This is a genomic window from Ruegeria sp. AF1, assembly GCF_056542125.1.
Genome location: NZ_JBQFZG010000009.1, coordinates 115,579 through 134,733 on the forward strand (window position 1 = coordinate 115,579; position 19,155 = coordinate 134,733).

Below are 19,155 nucleotides of genomic sequence, written 5' to 3' on the forward strand. Positions count from 1 at the left end.
CAAGGGCAGACAGCCTATCTGTACGGCATGAAACAGATTGCTTTTGCCCTTGCTTTGACACTGGCTGCACCAGCCGCCTGGGCGGCGGAAAAACTGCCGCTTTCGCAAATCTCAAGTTACCTGAACGGATTGAAAACGGTTCAGACAACGTTCACGCAGGTGAATGATGATGGCTCGTTGAGCACCGGGCAGCTGTGGATGCAGCGCCCGGGCAAGATGCGGTTCGAATATGACCCGCCCAACAGCGCTGTGGTGCTGGCGCGCTCGGGCAGTGTACAGATCTTTGATCCCAAATCGAACCAGCCGCCCGAGCAATACCCGCTGAAGCGCACGCCGCTATCCATTGTGCTGGCGCGCAATGTGAATCTTGATCAGGCCAATATGGTTGTCGGCCACAGCTTTGACGGCACGGCCACAGTGGTCACTGCACAAGACCCCAAGAACCCTGAAGCAGGCCGGATTGAATTGATGTTCACCGATAACCCGGTCGAGCTTCGCAAATGGGTGATCCATGACAACGCGGGCAGTCAGACCACAGTTCTTCTGGGCGCGCTGACGGAAAGCGATGACCTGGATCAGGGCCTTTTTTCGAACAAGGAAAGACGCGGGTCAGTCAATCGCTGACCCGTTGAGTATGACTCAGTACCGGCAGTTCGCTAATTGCGCCTGATACAGTTGCGCGCGTGCGTCCACGTCATTGGCCACGCTCAACAACCATGATTTGCTGTTGTGGGTGCCGCGTGCGTACCCCGTGTGGCCTTCGTGATAGGCCAGGTATTGATTGCGTGTGTCGCCGGGGTGGATGCCGTTGCGCTCATAGCTTTTGTTCATATACCAGCCGATGAAGTCCGACGCGTCGCGGATGCGATCCCGCTTGGCCCGACGCTTGCCGGTTTCGCGCTGATATTGATCCCAGGTGCCGTCCAGTGCTTGGCTGAACCCATAGGCGCTGCTTTGCCGCCCCATCGGGATCACGCCCAGCACGTAACGGTGTGGGGTACGTGCATCGTGGCGATATCGGCTTTCCTGATAAATCGTGGCCATCTGAACGTGAACCGGAACACCCCATTTCTGCTCGGTGCTTTTGAAAGCCTTGATAAAATCCGGTCGCTCGAGCGCAATACTGCATGCGTCGTTCAGTTTGCTGGGCGGTTGTTTTGACCCGCCGCCACAGGATGCCAAAAGCAGCACCCCGAAGAGTACGATAAGAATTCTGCTCATGTGCCTCATGCCTTTTTTTGTTTATTCTAGCGTAGATTGAGCTCTGAGGAAATCACAATCGCTACAAAACAATGGCAAGAATTACGGGTAACGCCGCCACGGAAAGCACAGTGGACACCATGACCATGCCGGCAACGGCATCGGAATCGGCCTCAAATCGTTCTGCCAGCAAATATGAGGTCACAGCGACCGGCGTACAAATTTGCAGGACCAGAACGCCAAAGGCGACAGTGTCCAGATCAAACAACACTCCAATCCCCCAGCCCAACGCAAAGCAGACGATAAGTTTCAGGACTGACAACCAGAGTGCTTGCCCCAGACTGCGCGAGGTCAGGCGGGCGATTGCCACACCGACCGTGACCAACATCAGCGGAACAGCCATTTGCCCCAAAAGCTCTAACGTGTTGGTTAGAAATGTCGGAGTTTGCCACCCTTGCCACAAAAACACTGCACCCAGAATGGTCGCCCACGCCATCGGCTGGCGCAAGACTTGTCCCCATGCGCCTTTTCCGGCGACTAGGTATATTCCATAAGTGAAAGAAAACAGCGCAGTTACAGACAGAAAGATGACTGCGTAACCCAAGCCAATCTGTCCGAACGCAAAGATACATAGCGGCAAGCCAAGATTGCCGGTATTGCCGAAAATCAGCGGTGACAGGTACGTGCGCTGATCCAGTTTCAAGACGCGAACCAGCAACCAGAACACCCCTGCCAGCAGAAGATTTGCGACCAGGGTCGCGGATGTGAAACGCGACAAATCTCCGCCCGGGATGTCGGTTTGCATGAGCGCAACAAAGATCAGACTGGGCATTGCCAGCGTCGTTGCAAAGCGTGTCACAAATTGCAGCCGGTATTCGAACCCCAGTTTGACCCAGGTAAAGCCAATGGCTGCCAAGAGAAAAACCGGGGCCACGATTTCGAACACTGTCAGTATTAGGTTCACAGACTGTTTCCCTGAATTTCACATCAATGATTGGCATTTCGGGCCAAAAACCGTTAGTAAATGCGGTGGGGGCTGAAACAATGTTAAAGACACGCGCGAAATACGGATTGGGCCAGGTGGTCCGTCACAAGAAACACCCTTTTCGAGGGGTGATTTTTGACGTGGACCCAGAGTTTTCGAACACAGAAGAATGGTATCAGGCCATTCCGGAAGACAGCCGTCCAAGGAAAGAACAGCCGTTCTACCACCTGTTGGCAGAGAACGACCAATCCTTCTATGTTGCTTATGTTTCAGAACAAAATCTGGTTGCAGATTATTCCGGCGAGCCGGTTGAACACCCGGATATCTCCAACATGTTCGGCCCATTCGAAGACGGTGCTTACCCTCTGCATTTCCACCTGAACTAGGTGTGGCGAACCGGTCGGCATTGTACTGCCGCTGATCAGTATCCAAGGGCGCACCCATCCTTGCGCGGGTCGCTGGCACCTTCCAAAACACCGTCTTTTCGGATTCGGATCGCTTGCGCTCCACCAAGCGGAGTTTCCGGATTTTCAATATTGTGGCCGATTTCAGACAATTGTTTCGCCACTTCTTCAGAATAGCCCCGCTCCAGTTTCAGGACACTTCCATCAAAAAAGGCACGCGGCGCGTTGATGCTTTCCTGTAGCTCCAGCCCAAAGTCCCTAAGGTTCGAAACGAAACGCGCGTGCCCGGTCGGTTGATAAGCACCGCCCATGACGCCGAATGGCATCGTGACACGGTCATTCTCGGTCAACATCCCCGGTATGATCGTGTGCATCGGGCGCTTGCCACCAGCCAGTTCATTGGGGTGACCCGGCTGAAGCGTGAACCCCGCGCCCCTGTTCTGAAGCAAGATGCCGTATCTCTCGGACGCGATCCCTGACCCAAAGCCATGAAAGATCGAGTAGATCAGCGACACAGCCATAAGGTCGCGGTCGACCACTGTGATATAGACCGTGTCTTTGTGTATGGCTTCCGTCAAAGGTGCTGCTGCGGGCATTGCGCGTTTTGGGTCAATCAATGCCGCCAGCCTGACTGCTACATCCATATCAAGAAACCGCTCGGCCCGCGCGACATGATCGGGATCAGCAATAAACCGGTTGCGCGCGTCATAAGCCAGCTTGGTGGCTTCAGCCTCGATATGAACCCGTTCTGCTCCAAATGGATCCATACTGGCCAGATCGAACTGTTTTAGAATGTTCAGCAGCAGGATCGCGGTTGCACCTTGGCCGTTCGGCGGGTGTTCGACCAGATCAACACCCTTGTAGGCCCCGCGCATGGGCTGCGTTTCAGTGCACTTGGTGCGGTGGAAGTCCTCGGCGGTGTGGACACCTCCGAGTGCGGACAGAGCCCGGATCATATCCTCGGCAATGTCTCCTGAATAAAAAGCGTCTCGTCCCTGGCTGGCGATCCTGCGCAAGACCTCAGCCTGACCGGGGGCGCGAAAGATCTGCCCGATTGCGGGTATTTGCCCATTGACCAGATAATGATCACGCGCAGCGCCCTGTAATGTGGTCGCCCCTGTTTTCCAGTCAAATGCAACCCGAGGGGCCACCGGAACGCCAGCATCGGCATAGTAGATTGCGGGTTCCAGAATCGCGCCCAGCCCCAAACGTCCTTCGGTTTCTGCAAGGTGACAGAAGGCGTCCACGGCACCGGGAACAGTCACCGCGTCCGGGCCGTTCAACAGTACAGATGACAGACCCTTGTCTCGCAAGGGCTGCGCCCGCGCGGCGGCCGGCGCGCGACCCGATCCGTTCAATGCGCGTATCCGGTTTTCGCCCGCACGGCTGAACAAAACGAAACAATCGCCCCCCAACCCGGTCATCTGCGGTTCGCAAATCCCAAGGAGAACTGCACCTGCAATCGCTGCGTCCATGGCGTTGCCGCCGCGCTCAAGAATATCGATTGCCACCTTGGCGGCCAGCGGGTGCGACGTTGCGCACATCCCCCGCGTTGCAAAAACTTCCGACCGGCCAGGTTTGTGCAGATCACGCATGGTGGTTCTTTCTCCTTAAAACAGGGGAAAGCTATTCTCTGATTGCCGGTTGTCCAGTCAATTCAAGTTGGGGGGAGATCCTCGGCGCCGTTCACTGGGTGGGGGCTGTGATAATTGGCGCCGAGGGAAGCTATCTGAGCTACGAGTCACTGTATGGCGGCGATTTGCGGCGCGACAATGTTTCGAAAATGGCGTTATTGTGGCCAATTGCGGCTGATTACCCGTTCTTGTCAAAGTTAAATCGCAAGGATAGCCGATTGCACCCGTCGCGACGCTCATAACAGATATCGCTGGTAAGTTGATGAATCAGGAACCAGCCGAACCCGCCTTCGGGCAGATCCTGAATGCGGGTTCCCAGTGGTGCTGGTGTTCCGTCTGGTGGTTCGTAGCCGGGCAATGGATGGCCCGTGTCCGAGATCAGAATGTCCAGGCGGTTTCTGTCCAACCGGCATGTGACCTGAACCCCGGCCGGGGCCACGTCCATATAGGCATGTTCCACAACGTTGTTGATTGCTTCTGCCAGTGCGATCTTGACGTCGTCCGCCTTGTGCGGCGGCAACCCTCGTTTCGCCAGTCCGGCACTGAGTTTCGCAATCCCCGCGCTGGCTTCTGTTTCCGCTGCGGGAAAGCTCACTTCCAGGCAGGTCGCGTTACAAATGGGCTCCATGTTGTCGCACTCCTGCTCTTGTCACCTGTCCGGTTTCGACAGGGCGTCATCCAGTGTCGCAAACAACCTGAACACGGTATCCATGCGCGTCAGGCGAAAGACCTTTTCCACCACGGGCTGCGGGCCTGCCAGATCAAGCCTTCGGTTCAGCCCCAGTTGTTTCATGGAGGCCACGATTGCGCCCAGCCCGCTTGAATCGATGAACTCGACACCTGAAAGGTCAAGGATAACCCGATCAGCGCAGGCCTCGGTCTCTGCGCGCATGTCTTCTTTGAACTGAATGGCCATCGCAGCGTCGATCCGGTCAGAGTGAACGGTGATAATCTGTGTCGTACCGTCTGATGTGCTGGTCAGCCCCATGGTCCGGCCGCCCTCCAATTTGAAAATGAGTCGTAGAAATACGCTAGACGCGAATTCTTACCATTCGGTATTCAAGGACCGGACGACAGGAGGATTATCCGGATGAGAGATGTTGTTATTGCAGGTGCTGCCAGAACGCCAATGGGTGGTTTTCAGGGCATGTTCGACGGTGTCGCAGCATCCGAGCTTGGCGGCGCAGCGATTCGTGCCGCGTTAAAGCAGGCAGGGGCACAGACGGTTGACGAGGTGTTGATGGGATGTGTCCTGCCCGCAGGTCAGGGGCAGGCTCCGGCGCGCCAGGCGGGTTTCGCGGCGGGCTTGGGCGAGGAGGTTCCCGCCACCACGCTGAACAAGATGTGTGGTTCCGGGATGAAGGCGGCGATGATGGCCTTCGACCAGATCGCATTGGGTTATGCGGATACAATGGTCGCCGGAGGTATGGAGAGCATGACAAACGCGCCCTACCTGCTGCCGAAAATGCGGGGCGGTGCGCGCATCGGTCATGGTCAGGTGATCGACCACATGTTCCTTGACGGGCTGGAAGACGCCTATGACAAGGGCCGCCTGATGGGAACCTTTGCCGAAGACTGCGCTGAGGTGTATCAGTTCACCCGCGAAGCGCAGGATGAATATGCCTTGAAATCCTTGTCCAACGCACTTTCCGCGCAAGAAAGCGGTGCTTTCGCGGGCGAGATCGTCCCCGTCACAGTGCGCACGCGAAAGGGTGAGGTTGTACAGGTGGCTGACGAGCAACCCAAATCTGCCCGTCCCGAGAAAATTCCGACGCTGAAACCCGCTTTCCGCAAGGACGGGACAGTGACCGCCGCCAATTCCTCGTCAATATCCGACGGCGCGGCGGCGCTTGTTCTGGTATCGGCTGAAACGGCAGAAGCGCGAGGGCTGACAGTTCGGGGCCGGATTCTGGGACATGCCAGCCATGCTCAAGCGCCCGGACTTTTCACGACTGCGCCGGTTCCGGCGGCGCAAAAGCTCCTGTCCCGCATCGGTTGGAACAAGGATGATGTCGACCTGTGGGAGGTCAATGAAGCCTTCGCAGTTGTGCCGATGGCTTTCATGCACGAGATGGGATTGCCGCGCGACAAGGTAAACGTAAATGGCGGTGCCTGTGCCTTGGGCCATCCTATAGGAGCATCTGGCGCCCGTATAATAGTCACCTTGTTGAACGCGCTCGAGAAACGAAATCTCAAGCGGGGAGTTGCTGCAATCTGCATCGGCGGCGGTGAAGGAACAGCTATCGCGATCGAACGCATTTGACCCTTCATCTTTTTCGAAATACTCCGGGGGTTCGGGGGCAGAGCCCCCGGGGGTTTTCCAAGGGGTTCGGGACCTATGACCGTCGATTACAGTACGCTGGCCAGTACAATTGCAGCATTGACCGAAGGCGAAACCGATCAGGTTGCCCTGATGGCCACCGTTGCTTGCGAGGTCCACTATTCTGACGACCGTTTCGACTGGACCGGGTTTTACCGGGTGACAGAACCGGGATTGCTGAAAATCGGCCCGTACCAGGGTGGGCATGGCTGTCTGGTCATCCCGTTCGCGCGCGGCGTCTGCGGGGCGGCAGCGCGCACTGGCGAAGTGCAGCTGGTGCCGGATGTCGACGCGTTTCCGGGTCACATCGCTTGCGCCAGTTCAACCCGGTCCGAACTTGTTCTGCCGGTGCGGAACGCAGCGGGCGAGTTGATTGCAGTTTTCGACATCGACAGCAATCAACCCGATGCGTTCTCAATTGAAGACGCGGATAACCTGTCCGCGATCCTGTCAAAGACCTTCGCACAAGCCTGATTGATTCTCGGTCCGTACAAGGTGCGTCTACCGGTTTCCTCTTTTCGATTTCGCTCGGGGCCTGATAAAACCGGAAAGCCCGATACGTATTGGATTAACCATGGTTCCAGGCCATTTCCGAACTCCGCGCCTTTCGGTTCGCAACTGGAAGGTTGAACTCACCGATCCGCGATTGCGAGCTCGGCTTGAAGATGATCTTGTCGCGCTTCTGACCCCTGCGGTCCTGAAACACCTGCCACCGTCGATGCAGTTGCAGGGCCGGGATATTTCGAACTGGATTGATGACAGACGTGCTGAAAGCGATATTCTGCTTGCGCGCTATAACCGCGGTAACCACCTTATTGGCCTATTCGTGTTGGCCATGAGTACAGAGGCCGATTCAATTCCAAACCTTCACGTTGGCTATCTGATTGCAGAATCCGCTTGGGGGAATGGCTACGCCTCCGAGATGTTGCAAGGCTTGCAGGACGCATTGACGCCTGGGCCTGCCGTGCGTCTCATTGCCGGGGTCGGGCGTGACAATCCGGGTTCAGCCCGCGTTCTGCAAAAAACAGGCTTCACGCTTTGGCACGAGCGCGCCTCTGCCACCACCGATACATATGTTTGCCATATCAGCTGAGTGACCGAACCGTCAGGGCATAGCCAATCCGGAATACGGGCTTGCGTGAAAAAATGCTTGGAAATTTCACGGAATCGAGACATCTTGAAAAACGAGATCAAATTTTCACGAGAGTTGGAGCCCCCTTGAACAGCCAGGCCCCGCAAAGTGCAACACTTGGTGCAGATATCCGCGCGCTGCGCAAGGCGCGTGGATTGACGCTGAGTGCTATCGCAACCCGGCTGGACAGGTCTGTGGGCTGGCTCAGCCAGGTCGAACGTGACATGTCTGAGCCGTCGATCTCGGACCTGAGGCAGATCGCCGAATGCCTTGGCGTACCCATGTCGATGTTGTTTGCGCATTCGGCGGCACCTGCGGACGAGCAGGGATATGTCGTGCGTGCCGGCTCGCGCCGGCCCATGGGGTCGGGCGAGGAAGGGTTGATCGAAGAACTGCTCTCGCCGGATCTGACCGATGATTTCGAAATGGTACATTCTACCTTCAAACCCAACTCGCAGATGCAGACACCGGCCAATCGTCCGACACAGGAAGTCGGATACATGATCTCGGGCAAGTTGGACCTGACAATCGGGGCGCGCGCGTTCACGGTTGGGCCAGGTGACAGTTTTCGGATCCGACACGAACCTTATCAATGGGCCAACCCTTACGACGAGCCCGCTGCGGCCATCTGGGTCATCGCCCCGCCGGTCTACTGATGTCGTTCGAAGCCTGGACCATATTTGCGTTTTTCTGGGTGGTTTTCGTAACCACGCCGGGCCCAAATGCGGTCAATTGCATCTCGAACGGGATGAGCCTTCCGTTCCCAAAGGCAATGCTGGGCGTATTGGCAATTCTCACGCAAGCCAGCGCCTTTCTGATCCTGTCTGCGCTGGGTGTGACGGCGCTGATCGCCGCATCGCCGACCGGGTTCTTTGTCGCCAAGCTGATTGGTGCGGGGTTTTTGATCTGGTTGGGCATTCGCGGATGGATGAATGCAACAAAACCCGCACCAGCCTCCAAGCGTCCGGCGCGACATGTCTATCTGCACGCGCTGGCAGTGGCAACGATCAATCCCAAAAGCGTCGCCGGATACCTGGCCGCGTTTTCGCAGTTCGTTCAGCCCGAGGTCCCGGTCTGGCAGCAGATGGGGGTTATCATGCCTACCGCGCTGATCATCACCACACTCAGCTACACCGGCTTTACGGCGCTGGGCGCCTTGATGGGCAGGGCAGCGCTGAGCGCCGTGTTCAATATCTGGGTGCGCCGGATCATGGCGGTCTGTTTTGTCATCTACGGTGTGTTGTTGGGAACCAGCACCACACCCGCAATAAGGGGGTAGTCAAATGCACAAGGGATCCTGCCTTTGCGGCTCGGTCGCGTTCACGATTGACGGAGACCTGTCGCTGCCTTCGGTCTGCCATTGCGGACAGTGCCGCAGACAGTCGGGCCATTTCTGGGCTTCGACCTCAACCCATCAGGACAACCTGAGTTTCTCGGCCAGCGACACGCTAAGCTGGTATCGCGCGTCTGACATCGCCCGACGGGGGTTCTGCAGCAAATGTGGCTCGTTTCTCTTCTGGCAACACAACCAGGAGGACACGATTTCGATCTCCATGGGCGCACTCGATGCTTCCACGGGTTTAAAGCTCTCAAAGCACATCTTTGTGGCTGACAAGGGCGATTATTACGACATCACGGACGATCTGCCTCAAGAGGCACAGTAACAAGGATCAAAACGCATGAGTGATTTTCCAACAAAAGCCCGCGTGGTCATTATCGGCGGTGGCGTGGTGGGGGCTTCCTCGCTATATCATCTGGCCAAGAAGGGCTGGACCGATTGTGTTCTGCTGGAAAAGAACGAGCTGACTGCCGGGTCGACCTGGCATGCGGCAGGGAACGTTCCGACCTTTTCGACCTCATGGGCGATCATGAACATGCAGCGCTATTCGACCGAGCTGTATGCGCGTCTGGGTGAAGAAGTCGATTATCCGATGAACTACCACCAGACCGGTTCGATCCGACTGGCGCATTCGAAAGAACGTGTGCAGGAGTTCGAGCGCGCCATGGCGATGGGCCGGTATCAGGGGATTCCCATGGAGATGTGGACTCCGGAAGAAGCGAAAGAGCGCTATCCCTTCCTGGAAACGCACGATCTTGAAGGTGTTCTCTACGACCCGACGGATGGTGATATCGATCCGGCGCAGCTGACGCAGGCGCTGGCCAAGGGCGCGCGCGATATGGGGCAGAAGATCATCCGTTTCTGCCCGGCGACTGGCGTGACACAGCATGACGACGGCACCTGGACCGTGCACACGGACAAAGGCGATATAGCCTGTGACTATGTTGTGAACGCAGCCGGGTATTATGCGCAGCGTGTGGGCGAATGGTTCAAGCCCTTCGGTGGCCGCACCGTTCCGGCAATGGTCATGAGCCACCAGTACCTGCTGACCGATGAAATCCCCGAGATCGAAGCATGGACCAAGCAAAGCGGTGCCAAGCTGCCGCTGCTGCGTGATGTGGATGTCTCTTACTACCTGCGGCAGGAAAAGAACGGCTTCAACCTTGGTCCTTACGAGCCCAACTGCAAGGGCCACTGGATGACCGAAGACGATCCGATGCCTGACGATTTCAGCTTTCAGCTGTGGAATGACGATCTGGACCGCATCGAAGATATCGTCACCGATGCGATGGAACGGGTGCCGCTGATGGCAACCTCGGGTGTTGGGCGCGTTATCAACGGGCCGATCCCCTATGCGCCTGACGGGCTGCCGCTGATCGGCCCGATGCCCGGTGTGAAAAACGCGTTCGAGGCACATACTTTCACCTTCGGCATCGCGCAGGGCGGTGGCGCAGGCAAGGTTCTGGCCGAATGGGTCGTTGATGGCGCGACCGAATGGGATATGTGGGCCGTCGATCCGCGCCGCTATACCGATTACACCGATCAGGATTATTGCAACCAGAAAGGCATGGAAGTCTATGGCAACGAATATGCCATGCACTTCCCGCACCATGAATGGCCCGCCGCGCGCGACAAGAAACTGTCACCCGTGCATGACAGGGTCAAGGCGCTGGGTGGCGTAATGGGCGCCTATAACGGCTGGGAACGCGCCAACTGGTTTGCCCAGCCCGGCGATGACACCTCGCTCGAGGCGACCCACACCTGGGGTCGGTCCGGTCCGTGGGAACAGCGGATCAAGGAAGAATGCGAAGCTGTGCGCGATCATTGTGGCGTGTTGGACCTGCCGGGCTTCTCGCGCTTCATGGTCAAGGGTAACGGCGCTGCCGAAGCTCTGCGCGGCCTTGCAACCGGCGGGCTGCCAAAGGTCGGTCGGATGAACCTCATCTATGTCTCGGACGACCGTGGCCGCATCCTGACCGAAATGTCCTGCATCCGGCTGGGTGAAGAAGCGTTCATCATGATCACGGCGGCGACTGCGCAATGGCATGATCGTGATATCCTGATGAAGGCAATGCCTGCCGGGGTCTCAATCGAAGATGTCACCACCACGCGCGACACGCTGATTGTGACTGGCCCGAAATCGCGTGAGATCCTGTCGTCAATGACCGACGCCGATCTGACTTCGGGATGGCTGACCCACCAGTCCGCCACCGTCGCCGGCCAACCCGCCTATCTGATCCGGGTTTCCTTTGCCGGTGAACTGGGATGGGAGGTGCATGCACTGAACGAACACATGCCTGCAATCTACGACGCGATCATCGATGCCGGTGCCAAGCCTTTCGGCATGTATGCGCTGAACTCGCTGCGGATCGAAAAAGGGTACCGCGCCTGGAAGGGCGATCTGTCGACCGACTATTCCCTGCTTGAAGGCGGGTTGGAACGGTTCGTCAAGCTCGACAAACCACAGGACTTCCCGGGCAAGGCTGCAATCCTGAACGAAAAGCAGCGAGGCGTGAAAAAGTCCTTCGTCACCCTGACCGTTGATGCGGGCGATTGCGACGCGCCGTATATGTCCTGTATCTGGCAAGGCGATGAGATCGTCGGCGAAACCACATCCGGCGCATGGGGCTACCGCGTTGGCAAATCCATCGCGCTGGGCATGATCCGGGCCGAGTTTGCCAACCCCGGAACTGAACTTGAGGTCGAAATCTACGGTCAGAAATGCCGCGCCGTGGTAGAGCTGGATCAACCGCTCTGGGACCCCGAGAACGAGCGGTTGCGGGCGTGACGCGTCTGGCGACCATGTCCGGCGTCTATCTGACCGGCCATGGCGGAACAGAGGCGCTGGAATGGCGCGACGATATCCCAGTCCCGGCCCCTGGGCCGGGGCAGGTGCTTGTTCGGGTCGCCGCGGCAGGGGTCAATAACACGGATATCAACACAAGGGTCGGCTGGTATTCATCGGATGTCACCGGCGGGACGGATGCCGTCGATCAGGATATTGAAGCCGGAGGGTGGGGCGGCGCACTGAACTTTCCCCGCATTCAGGGCGGCGATCTGTGCGGTATCGTTGAAGAAGTCGGGCCAAACACGGGGTTCAAAAAGGGCCAGCGTGTGACGTGCCCGATCAACCTTCCACGTCCGCGCCCCGGCAAACCTCAGGGCTTTATTGCGCTCGGGTCAGAGATTGATGGGGCCTTTGCCCAATATTGTCTGGTTGAAGCAAATGATCTTTACGACGTAAGTGCATCGCCCCTGTCTGATGTTGAAATTGCGGCCATTCCCTGCGCCTTTGGTACTGCCGAAAACCTGCTGACGCGCGCGGGCGTGACGTCTGGGCAAAAAGTTCTGATCACTGGCGCGTCAGGCGGCGTCGGTCTGGCGGCGGTGCAGCTTGCGGCGCTGCGCGGAGCATCGGTTTGGGGTGTGACGGCTGCAGAGAAGGCAGAGGTCGTCAGATCCCAAGGGGCGTTGGGCACATTCGGCCGGGATGAACTGCCGCCGCAGGATATGTTCGACGCGGTTATAGATGTTGTTGGCGGGCCCGCATGGGCATCGCTGATCCTTGCCCTGAAGCCCGGCGGGCACTACGCCGTTTCTGGGGCAATCGCCGGCCCGATTGTCGAGGCTGATCTGCGGGACATCTATTTGCGCGACATCACCATTCACGGCTGCACGCATCAGGCACCCGAAGTCTTTGGCCGCCTAGTGGAGTTGATGAATACCGGACGGATCAAGCCACTGGTTTCCCGAACCTACCCGTTGAAGGATATCGTCCGCGCACAGGCTGATTTTCAGGCAAAGACCCTTCCGGGTAAACTCGTGCTGCTGCCTTAAGGAGCAACGACATGACAAAGATCACTCTGTTGGACGGTTCAATCGGACAGGAATTGGTCAAACGCAGCGGAGACCGGGCGACGCCACTATGGTCCACACGTGTGATGATCGACCACCCTGATCTGGTCGGCGCGGTGCATGGCGACTACTTCCGTCGTGGTGCCACGGTTGCCACCACCAATACCTATGCCGTCCACCGTTCACGCCTAGTGCGAGTGGGGATGGAGGACCAGATGCCCGCCCTTATCGACACTGCCCTGACACAGGCCGAACGTGCTCGTACTTCGACCGGGGGGCGGATTGCGGGGTCTCTGGGGCCGCTTCTTGCATCTTACCGACCCGACCTGAATCCCGACCCGGCAGATGCGGCGGGAAAGTTTGCTGAACTTGTGGCTTTGATGGCTGCGCGCGTCGATCTGTTTCTGATCGAGACAGTATCTTCGGTGCAGGAGGCCGAGGGTGCGCTGCGTGGAACGACCGGATGTGGCAAACCAGTCTGGCTGTCATTCACGGTCAATGACGAAGATGGCAGCCGCCTCAGGTCCGGCGAACCGCTCAGGTATGTCACGCCCTTGGTTGCAGAGTTTTCACCTGATGCGCTGCTGATCAATTGTTCGCGCCCCGAAGCGATCCCAGCTGCTCTGGACATTCTGTCCGGCATGAACAAGCCTTATGGTGCCTATGCCAACGGCTTTACACATATTTCGGATGAGTTTCTAAAGGACGCGCCGACAGTGGATGCGTTGGATCAACGCCATGATCTTGGTCCCGATGCCTATGCGGATCACGTCATGCGTTGGGTCGATCAGGGGGCCACGATTGTCGGTGGATGCTGCGAGATCGGCCCGGACCACATCGAAGCGCTGGCCAAGCGGTTGCGTACTGCCGGGCATGAGATCGTCTAAGGTGACAGCGATGAGGAAATTTGCTTCTGAATCACCGCAGGCGATACAGCAACATTTCGATATTTTGGTCGCACCCGGATTTGTGCTGCTTGAACTGGCCTCATTGGTCGAGGTTCTCAGGCTGGCAAATCGTGTGTGTCCGAAGCCGCCGTTCACTTTTGCCTATCGGTCGCTCAAAGGTGGCCCGATCTCCAGCAGCAGCGACGCGGTGGTGCAAACGGAACGCGTGCAGGCGCAGCCCAAGGCGAATTATCTTTTTGTGATTGGCAATTCTGACCCGGATCACCCGGACTTGTCTTTGGGGCGGGTGGTGTCGGATTACACCTTCCGGGATGCCAAGGTGTTTCTGCTGGCGGAAGCCGCCAGCCGGTATATCGACGAACAGGGTACAGACGACTTGGCAACCCACTGGGAGAATGCCTCGTTCCTGCGGGAACGCGGGGCCCGGTTTGAAGCCAAACTGTCGATTGCAACCGAACAGGGCGCCGTTGTGACCTGTGCCGGAATGGAGGCGACAACAGATATCGCGCTGGCAGTGATCGGCCGTCATATCTCGGGGCCCGCAAAAATGACCGTGGCGGACATCATGTTGCATGAAAATATCCGGGATTTCGCCTCGATGCAGCCATTCTCTGGGGTAAAGTTGACGGCGACCGGAGATGTGAAGCTGGATCAATGCATCAAACTCATGCAGGCCAATATCGAAGACCCTCTGCCGATCAATCAGATCGTCGATTCGCTGCAACTGTCGAACCGTTCGCTTGAGCGTAAGTTCAAAACTTTCTTTGGCACCACGCCCAACGGATTCTATCGTGAAATGCGGCTGGCCAAGGCCAATAACCTGCTTCTGAACACCACTATGAGCGTTCGCGAAATCGGATTGGCCTGCGGTTTTCCGAACGGGTTTTCCTCTGTTTACAAAAGCTTCTTCGGGGTCACGCCTTTTGTCGTTCGACGTGAAAAGCGGGCCGCGACACATCGGTGAAAACTGCTGATCTTGTGACGTTTTTGGTGCATTTGTTGTCGATCTTCCGTGGCAGTTTACGCCAAACCTGACACAGCGGAGATTTCAGGATGGTTGATCTTCCCAGCAAGGCCCGAGTGGTCATCATCGGTGGCGGCGTCATCGGATGTTCGGTCGCGTATCATCTGACCAAGAAGGGCTGGACTGATGTTGTTCTTCTAGAGCGCAAGCAACTGACCAGCGGCACCACCTGGCACGCGGCGGGCCTGATCGGGCAACTGCGCGCGTCTTCCAACATGACCAAACTGGCGCGCTATTCCGCAGAGCTCTATCTGGGTCTCGAGGAAGAGACCGGTGTCGCTACCGGCCTGCGTCAGGTTGGATCCGTTTCGGTCGCCCTGACCAGTGAGCGGTTGGAAGAGCTTCACCGAAATGCGGCAATGGCCCGTGCCTTTGGCGTGCCGGTCGAAGAGCTGTCACCGACCGAAGTCAAAGAGCGATATGAGCATATCAACCTCGACGGTGTGGCAGGTGGCGTCTGGTTGCCGACCGATGGCCAGGCGGATCCTGCTAATATTGCCTTGGCGTTGGCCAAGGGTGCGCGTCAACGCGGTGGGATGATCAAGGAACGGGTGAAGGTGACCGGGATTTCCCGACACGGACGGCGTGCAACCGGTGTCGACTGGGTCAGTGATGACGGGCAGTCCCAAGGGCATATCGCCTGCGATATGGTTGTTAATTGCGCGGGAATGTGGGGGCGCGAGATAGGCAAGATGGCCGGTGTGAATGTGCCGCTGCATGCCTGCGAACATTTCTACATCGTCTCTGAACCCATTGAAGGGTTGAGCCAGATGCCGGTTCTGCGGGTGCCAGATGAATGCGCCTACTACAAGGAAGATGCAGGCAAAATGATGCTGGGCGCATTCGAGCCCAATGCCAAACCCTGGGCCATGAACGGTATTCCAGACAGCTTCGAGTTCGACCAACTGCCCGAGGATTTCGACCACTTCGAACCGATCCTCGAAGCGGCCTGCAACCGGATGCCAATGCTGTCCGAGGCGGGTATTCACACCTTCTTCAACGGCCCTGAATCCTTTACTCCCGACGACGCCTATCACCTGGGTCTGGCACCCGAGATGGACAATGTCTGGGTCGCGGCCGGGTTCAACTCGATCGGTATCCAGTCCGCCGGTGGCGCGGGCATGTCGCTGGCCGAGTGGATGGATACCGGTGAAAAGCCCTTTGATCTGGGCGACGTGGATATCGGTCGGATGCAGCCGTTTCAGGGCAATAAGAAGTACCTTTTTGAACGCTCAAAGGAAACGTTGGGACTGCTCTACGCCGATCACTATCCCTATCGCCAGAAAGCCACCGCGCGTGGTGTGCGCCGAACCCCGTTCCACCATCACCTGAAAGAACAAGGCGCCGTTTTTGGCGAACTCGCAGGTTGGGAACGCGCCAATTGGTACGCGAATGAAGGGCAGGAGCGCGAATACCGGTACAGCTGGAAACGCCAGAACTGGTTCGAGAATTCCGCTGCCGAGCACAGAGCCGTGCGCGAGAATGTGGGCATGTATGACATGTCTTCCTTCGGCAAGATTCGCGTGGAAGGCCCTGACGCTGAAAAGTTCATGAACTACATCGGCGGGGGAGACTACTCGGTCCCTGTCGGCAAGATCGTCTATACGCAGTTTTTGAACCGCACGGGCGGGATCGAAGCGGACGTCACCGTGACCCGCCTGACCGAAACTACCTATCTGGTCGTGACCCCCGCAGCCACGCGCTTGGCGGATCAGACATGGATGATGCGCCATGTCGGGAATTTCAACGTGGTCATTACGGATGTCACAGCGGGTGAAGGCGTTCTCGCTGTCATGGGGCCAAACGCTCGGGCTTTGTTGGAAAAAGTCTCGCCCAATGATTTCACAAACGCGAACAACCCCTTTGGCACCGCGCAGGAAATCGAGATCGGAATGGGCCTCGCCCGCGCTCATCGTGTGACCTATGTGGGTGAGCTTGGGTGGGAAATCTATGTTTCCTCGGACATGGCGGGCCACGTCTTCGAGACGCTGCATGAGGCCGGTCAGGACATGGGGCTGAAGCTGTGTGGTATGCACATGATGGACAGCTGCCGGATCGAAAAGGGTTTCCGCCATTTCGGCCATGATATCACCTGTGAGGATCACGTGGTTGATGCTGGTCTTGGCTTTGCCGTCAAGGTGGACAAAGGTTGTGATTTTATCGGGCGTGAAGCGGTGATTGCACGAAAAGAAAGCGGCCCCAAAAGGCGTCTGGTACAGTTCCGTCTGACCGACCCTGAACCGTTGTTGTTCCACAACGAGCCGATCGTGCGTGATGGCGAATATGTCGGCTACCTGAGTTCCGGCAACTACGGTCACAGCCTCGGCGGTGCCATCGGAATGGGCTATGTACCGTGCGAAGGTGAAAAGGCCGCAGACGTTCTGGGTTCAACCTATGAGATCGATGTTTGCGGCGTGAAGGTCAAAGCCGAAGCATCGCTTAAACCGATGTATGACCCGAAATCCGAACGGGTGAAGGTCTGACAGACAGGGCTGGGGGCTCTGCCCCCGCCGCCCGTGCCGGGCGACTCCCCCGGGATATTTTGGGCCAGATGAAGTGCGGATCCCTTGCTTCACCTGGCTCTAAATATCCTGGAGCGCGAGGCAGAGCCTCGCATTTTGGCGGCAACAGCTGCGGTCAGCTAACTTATCACAAATCGTTATGTGACACTTCACTGTTTTCAGAGTTTTCAATCCGTTCAGTTCTGCCGTAAACGAAACCGGTATCAACCGGAGAACCTTCGTGACAGACACGCCTTTACCACCTCAGAATGCGGACACGCCCAAAGGTCTGGCTTTGGCTGTCACGGCGTATGTCCTGTGGGGATTTCTGCCGCTTTATATGAAAGCGATGGATCACATTGGACCGGTTGAGGTGGTGGCGCATCGGGTTATCTGGTCTGTTCCGGTTGCAGGTTTGCTTCTGGTCGCGCTGGGGCGTACCCGGGACTTGAAAGCTGCACTGGGCAATCCCCGGATGCTGGCCATGGCGGCTTTGACGGCGGCGCTGATTTCCGTGAACTGGGCGATTTATGTTTGGGCGATCTCGACGGGGCACGCGCTGGACGCGGCGCTTGGGTATTACATCAACCCGCTTTTCAGTATTGCGTTGGGCGCAACTCTGCTGCGTGAGCCCCTGACGCGGACCCAATTGTTTGCGGTGGGGCTTGCCGCGCTGGGCGTTCTTGCGCTTGTGCTTGAGGCAGGGCGGCTTCCCTGGGCGGCGCTGAGTTTGATGGTCAGCTGGGGTTTCTATGCGTTCTTCAAGAGATCCCTTCCAATTGGTCCCAACCAGGGTTTTCTGCTTGAGGTCCTGATCCTTTTGATCCCGGCCTTGGCTTATGTCACCTGGCTGGGCGTGCAAGGCACAGGCCATTTTGGGGTCGCGATGCCTGATACCCTACTGTTGTCCTGCGCAGGTATCGTCACGGCGGTTCCATTGCTGGTCTATGCGAACGGGGCCAAGCTGGTGCGCCTGTCGACCATGGGCATCCTGCAGTACATTGCGCCGACTATGATTTTCATTACAGCCATCACTCTGTTTGGTGAGAAAATCGACACCGGACGCATGATCGCATTCCCCCTGATCTGGGTGGCTTTGGTCATTTACTCGATCCCGATGATCCGGCAGGCGCGGGCTCAGGCCTAAAGCAACAGGCGTGCTGCAGCGTCTGCCCACAGCGCATAGGCCCGGGGGCTTGGGTGATACCCGTCCGGTGCCGCCAGGGCCGGGTCGTCGGGCAGATCAAGCCTTAGATGTTGCACGTGTGAATGGACGGAAACAACCTGTTGCAACGCGTTATCCAGCCGCGCAGCCTGACGGCCAAGCACCCAGGCCAATGGGTGTGGCAGGGCCGGAAACCTGTTCATTTGCGGAACGCCGGTGATGATAATGCGACGCGCCCCCAGGTCTTTTGTCAGGATGTTGATAAGCTGCGCCTGACGATCCGCAAATGTGCGGCAAGAGACGGCGCGGGTGACGTCATTCACCCCCAAAGCGGTGACCACCGCATCGAATTCGCCCTTTATGCGCCTCAGGCGGTCAATTGTGTCCAGCGTCGTGTGCCCTGTGGTGGCCTCAAGTTGCCATTCAACCGTATGATGTCCGGTCAGCCGGTCCACAAGCTGCCCCGACAAGGCCTGCGCCTGAGTTCCCGCGCCCACTCCGGCCGCCGAGCTGTCGCCGGTGATCAGCAGACGCAGGCGGGGGCCACGCCCTGTTCGGCCCGCTCGCGGGCCAGTCGGCTCCGGCAAAAGTCGGGCATTGCGGCGCACCAAAAGGGCTTGCGCGGCCAGAATGGGCAACAAGGGCACACGTAAAACCTGGTCGGGTGCTATCAGAGTGCGCATCATCA

20 protein-coding genes are annotated in these 19,155 nt (G+C 57.7%); 14 read left to right on the forward strand and 6 right to left on the reverse strand.

Annotation, left to right across the window (positions count from 1 at the left end):
• Positions 1-27 precede the first annotated feature (27 nt).
• The gene (locus tag ACR0BK_RS13595; protein WP_480474135.1) at positions 28-624 is read left to right on the forward strand and encodes a LolA family protein; all 597 of its coding nucleotides are present in this window, start codon (positions 28-30) and stop codon (positions 622-624) included.
• A 15-nt stretch (positions 625-639) separates the two neighbouring features.
• Here ACR0BK_RS13595 and ACR0BK_RS13600 read toward each other — a convergent pair whose 3' ends face one another.
• Both ACR0BK_RS13600 and ACR0BK_RS13605 read right to left on the reverse strand, forming a co-directional pair.
• A complete protein-coding gene (locus ACR0BK_RS13600; protein WP_480555036.1) occupies positions 640-1,221 on the reverse strand; it encodes a transglycosylase SLT domain-containing protein in 582 nt (193 codons plus the stop codon).
• 61 nt (positions 1,222-1,282) lie between these two features.
• Positions 1,283-2,164: an AEC family transporter gene (locus ACR0BK_RS13605; protein ID WP_480493874.1), complete on the reverse strand. Its 882-nt coding sequence runs from the start codon at positions 2,162-2,164 to the stop codon at positions 1,283-1,285.
• An 80-nt stretch (positions 2,165-2,244) separates the two neighbouring features.
• Between ACR0BK_RS13605 and hspQ the strand changes: the two genes are divergently transcribed.
• Positions 2,245-2,571 carry a heat shock protein HspQ gene (hspQ, locus tag ACR0BK_RS13610; RefSeq protein WP_209504966.1) on the forward strand — a complete coding sequence of 109 codons (327 nt, stop codon included), beginning with the start codon at positions 2,245-2,247 and terminating at the stop codon, positions 2,569-2,571.
• Positions 2,572-2,606: 35 nt separating this feature from the next.
• On the opposite strand, the gene ACR0BK_RS13615 is transcribed toward hspQ, so the two are convergent.
• From ACR0BK_RS13615 to ACR0BK_RS13625, 3 genes are all read right to left on the reverse strand, one after another.
• Positions 2,607-4,184, reverse strand: coding sequence for a gamma-glutamyltransferase family protein (locus ACR0BK_RS13615; RefSeq protein ID WP_480555037.1), 1,578 nt, complete (start codon positions 4,182-4,184; stop codon positions 2,607-2,609).
• Positions 4,185-4,401: 217 nt separating this feature from the next.
• A complete protein-coding gene (locus ACR0BK_RS13620) occupies positions 4,402-4,851 on the reverse strand; it encodes an ATP-binding protein (protein WP_480555038.1) in 450 nt (149 codons plus the stop codon).
• Between the two features lie 21 nt (positions 4,852-4,872).
• Positions 4,873-5,211: an STAS domain-containing protein gene (locus ACR0BK_RS13625; RefSeq protein ID WP_480555039.1), complete on the reverse strand. Its 339-nt coding sequence runs from the start codon at positions 5,209-5,211 to the stop codon at positions 4,873-4,875.
• Between the two features lie 102 nt (positions 5,212-5,313).
• Between ACR0BK_RS13625 and ACR0BK_RS13630 the strand changes: the two genes are divergently transcribed.
• From ACR0BK_RS13630 to rarD, 12 genes are all read left to right on the forward strand, one after another.
• Positions 5,314-6,486, forward strand: coding sequence for an acetyl-CoA C-acyltransferase (locus tag ACR0BK_RS13630; RefSeq protein WP_480555041.1), 1,173 nt, complete (start codon positions 5,314-5,316; stop codon positions 6,484-6,486).
• A gap of 75 nt (positions 6,487-6,561) precedes the next feature.
• Positions 6,562-7,017, forward strand: a complete 456-nt coding sequence (locus ACR0BK_RS13635) for a GAF domain-containing protein (RefSeq protein WP_480555042.1) — start codon at positions 6,562-6,564, stop codon at positions 7,015-7,017.
• A gap of 100 nt (positions 7,018-7,117) precedes the next feature.
• Positions 7,118-7,636: a GNAT family N-acetyltransferase gene (locus tag ACR0BK_RS13640; RefSeq protein WP_480555044.1), complete on the forward strand. Its 519-nt coding sequence runs from the start codon at positions 7,118-7,120 to the stop codon at positions 7,634-7,636.
• A 125-nt stretch (positions 7,637-7,761) separates the two neighbouring features.
• Positions 7,762-8,331: a helix-turn-helix domain-containing protein gene (locus ACR0BK_RS13645; RefSeq protein ID WP_480474127.1), complete on the forward strand. Its 570-nt coding sequence runs from the start codon at positions 7,762-7,764 to the stop codon at positions 8,329-8,331.
• On the forward strand, positions 8,331-8,954 hold the full coding sequence (locus ACR0BK_RS13650; protein ID WP_480555045.1) for a LysE family translocator: 624 nt from the start codon (positions 8,331-8,333) through the stop codon (positions 8,952-8,954). The genes ACR0BK_RS13645 and ACR0BK_RS13650 overlap by 1 nt, the downstream gene beginning before the upstream one ends.
• Positions 8,955-8,958: 4 nt before the next feature.
• Positions 8,959-9,339 (forward strand): GFA family protein, encoded by a 381-nt coding sequence (locus ACR0BK_RS13655; protein ID WP_480555047.1) that lies wholly within the window; start codon positions 8,959-8,961, stop codon positions 9,337-9,339.
• Between the two features lie 15 nt (positions 9,340-9,354).
• Complete coding sequence (locus ACR0BK_RS13660) at positions 9,355-11,802, forward strand: GcvT family protein (protein WP_480555048.1); 2,448 nt, start codon at positions 9,355-9,357, stop codon at positions 11,800-11,802.
• A gap of 14 nt (positions 11,803-11,816) precedes the next feature.
• Positions 11,817-12,851, forward strand: a complete 1,035-nt coding sequence (locus ACR0BK_RS13665; protein ID WP_480555067.1) for an alcohol dehydrogenase catalytic domain-containing protein — start codon at positions 11,817-11,819, stop codon at positions 12,849-12,851.
• Positions 12,852-12,862: 11 nt separating this feature from the next.
• Entirely contained in the window at positions 12,863-13,756 is an 894-nt protein-coding gene (locus ACR0BK_RS13670; RefSeq protein WP_480484093.1) for a homocysteine S-methyltransferase family protein, read from the forward strand.
• A 10-nt stretch (positions 13,757-13,766) separates the two neighbouring features.
• Positions 13,767-14,741 (forward strand): GlxA family transcriptional regulator, encoded by a 975-nt coding sequence (locus tag ACR0BK_RS13675; RefSeq protein WP_480555049.1) that lies wholly within the window; start codon positions 13,767-13,769, stop codon positions 14,739-14,741.
• An 89-nt stretch (positions 14,742-14,830) separates the two neighbouring features.
• Positions 14,831-17,284 carry a GcvT family protein gene (locus tag ACR0BK_RS13680; RefSeq protein ID WP_480555050.1) on the forward strand — a complete coding sequence of 818 codons (2,454 nt, stop codon included), beginning with the start codon at positions 14,831-14,833 and terminating at the stop codon, positions 17,282-17,284.
• A gap of 259 nt (positions 17,285-17,543) precedes the next feature.
• Positions 17,544-18,449: an EamA family transporter RarD gene (gene rarD, locus ACR0BK_RS13685; RefSeq protein ID WP_480555051.1), complete on the forward strand. Its 906-nt coding sequence runs from the start codon at positions 17,544-17,546 to the stop codon at positions 18,447-18,449.
• On the opposite strand, the gene ACR0BK_RS13690 is transcribed toward rarD, so the two are convergent.
• A complete protein-coding gene (locus tag ACR0BK_RS13690) occupies positions 18,446-19,153 on the reverse strand; it encodes an SGNH/GDSL hydrolase family protein (RefSeq protein ID WP_480555052.1) in 708 nt (235 codons plus the stop codon). The genes rarD and ACR0BK_RS13690 overlap by 4 nt on opposite strands.
• Positions 19,154-19,155 lie beyond the last annotated feature (2 nt).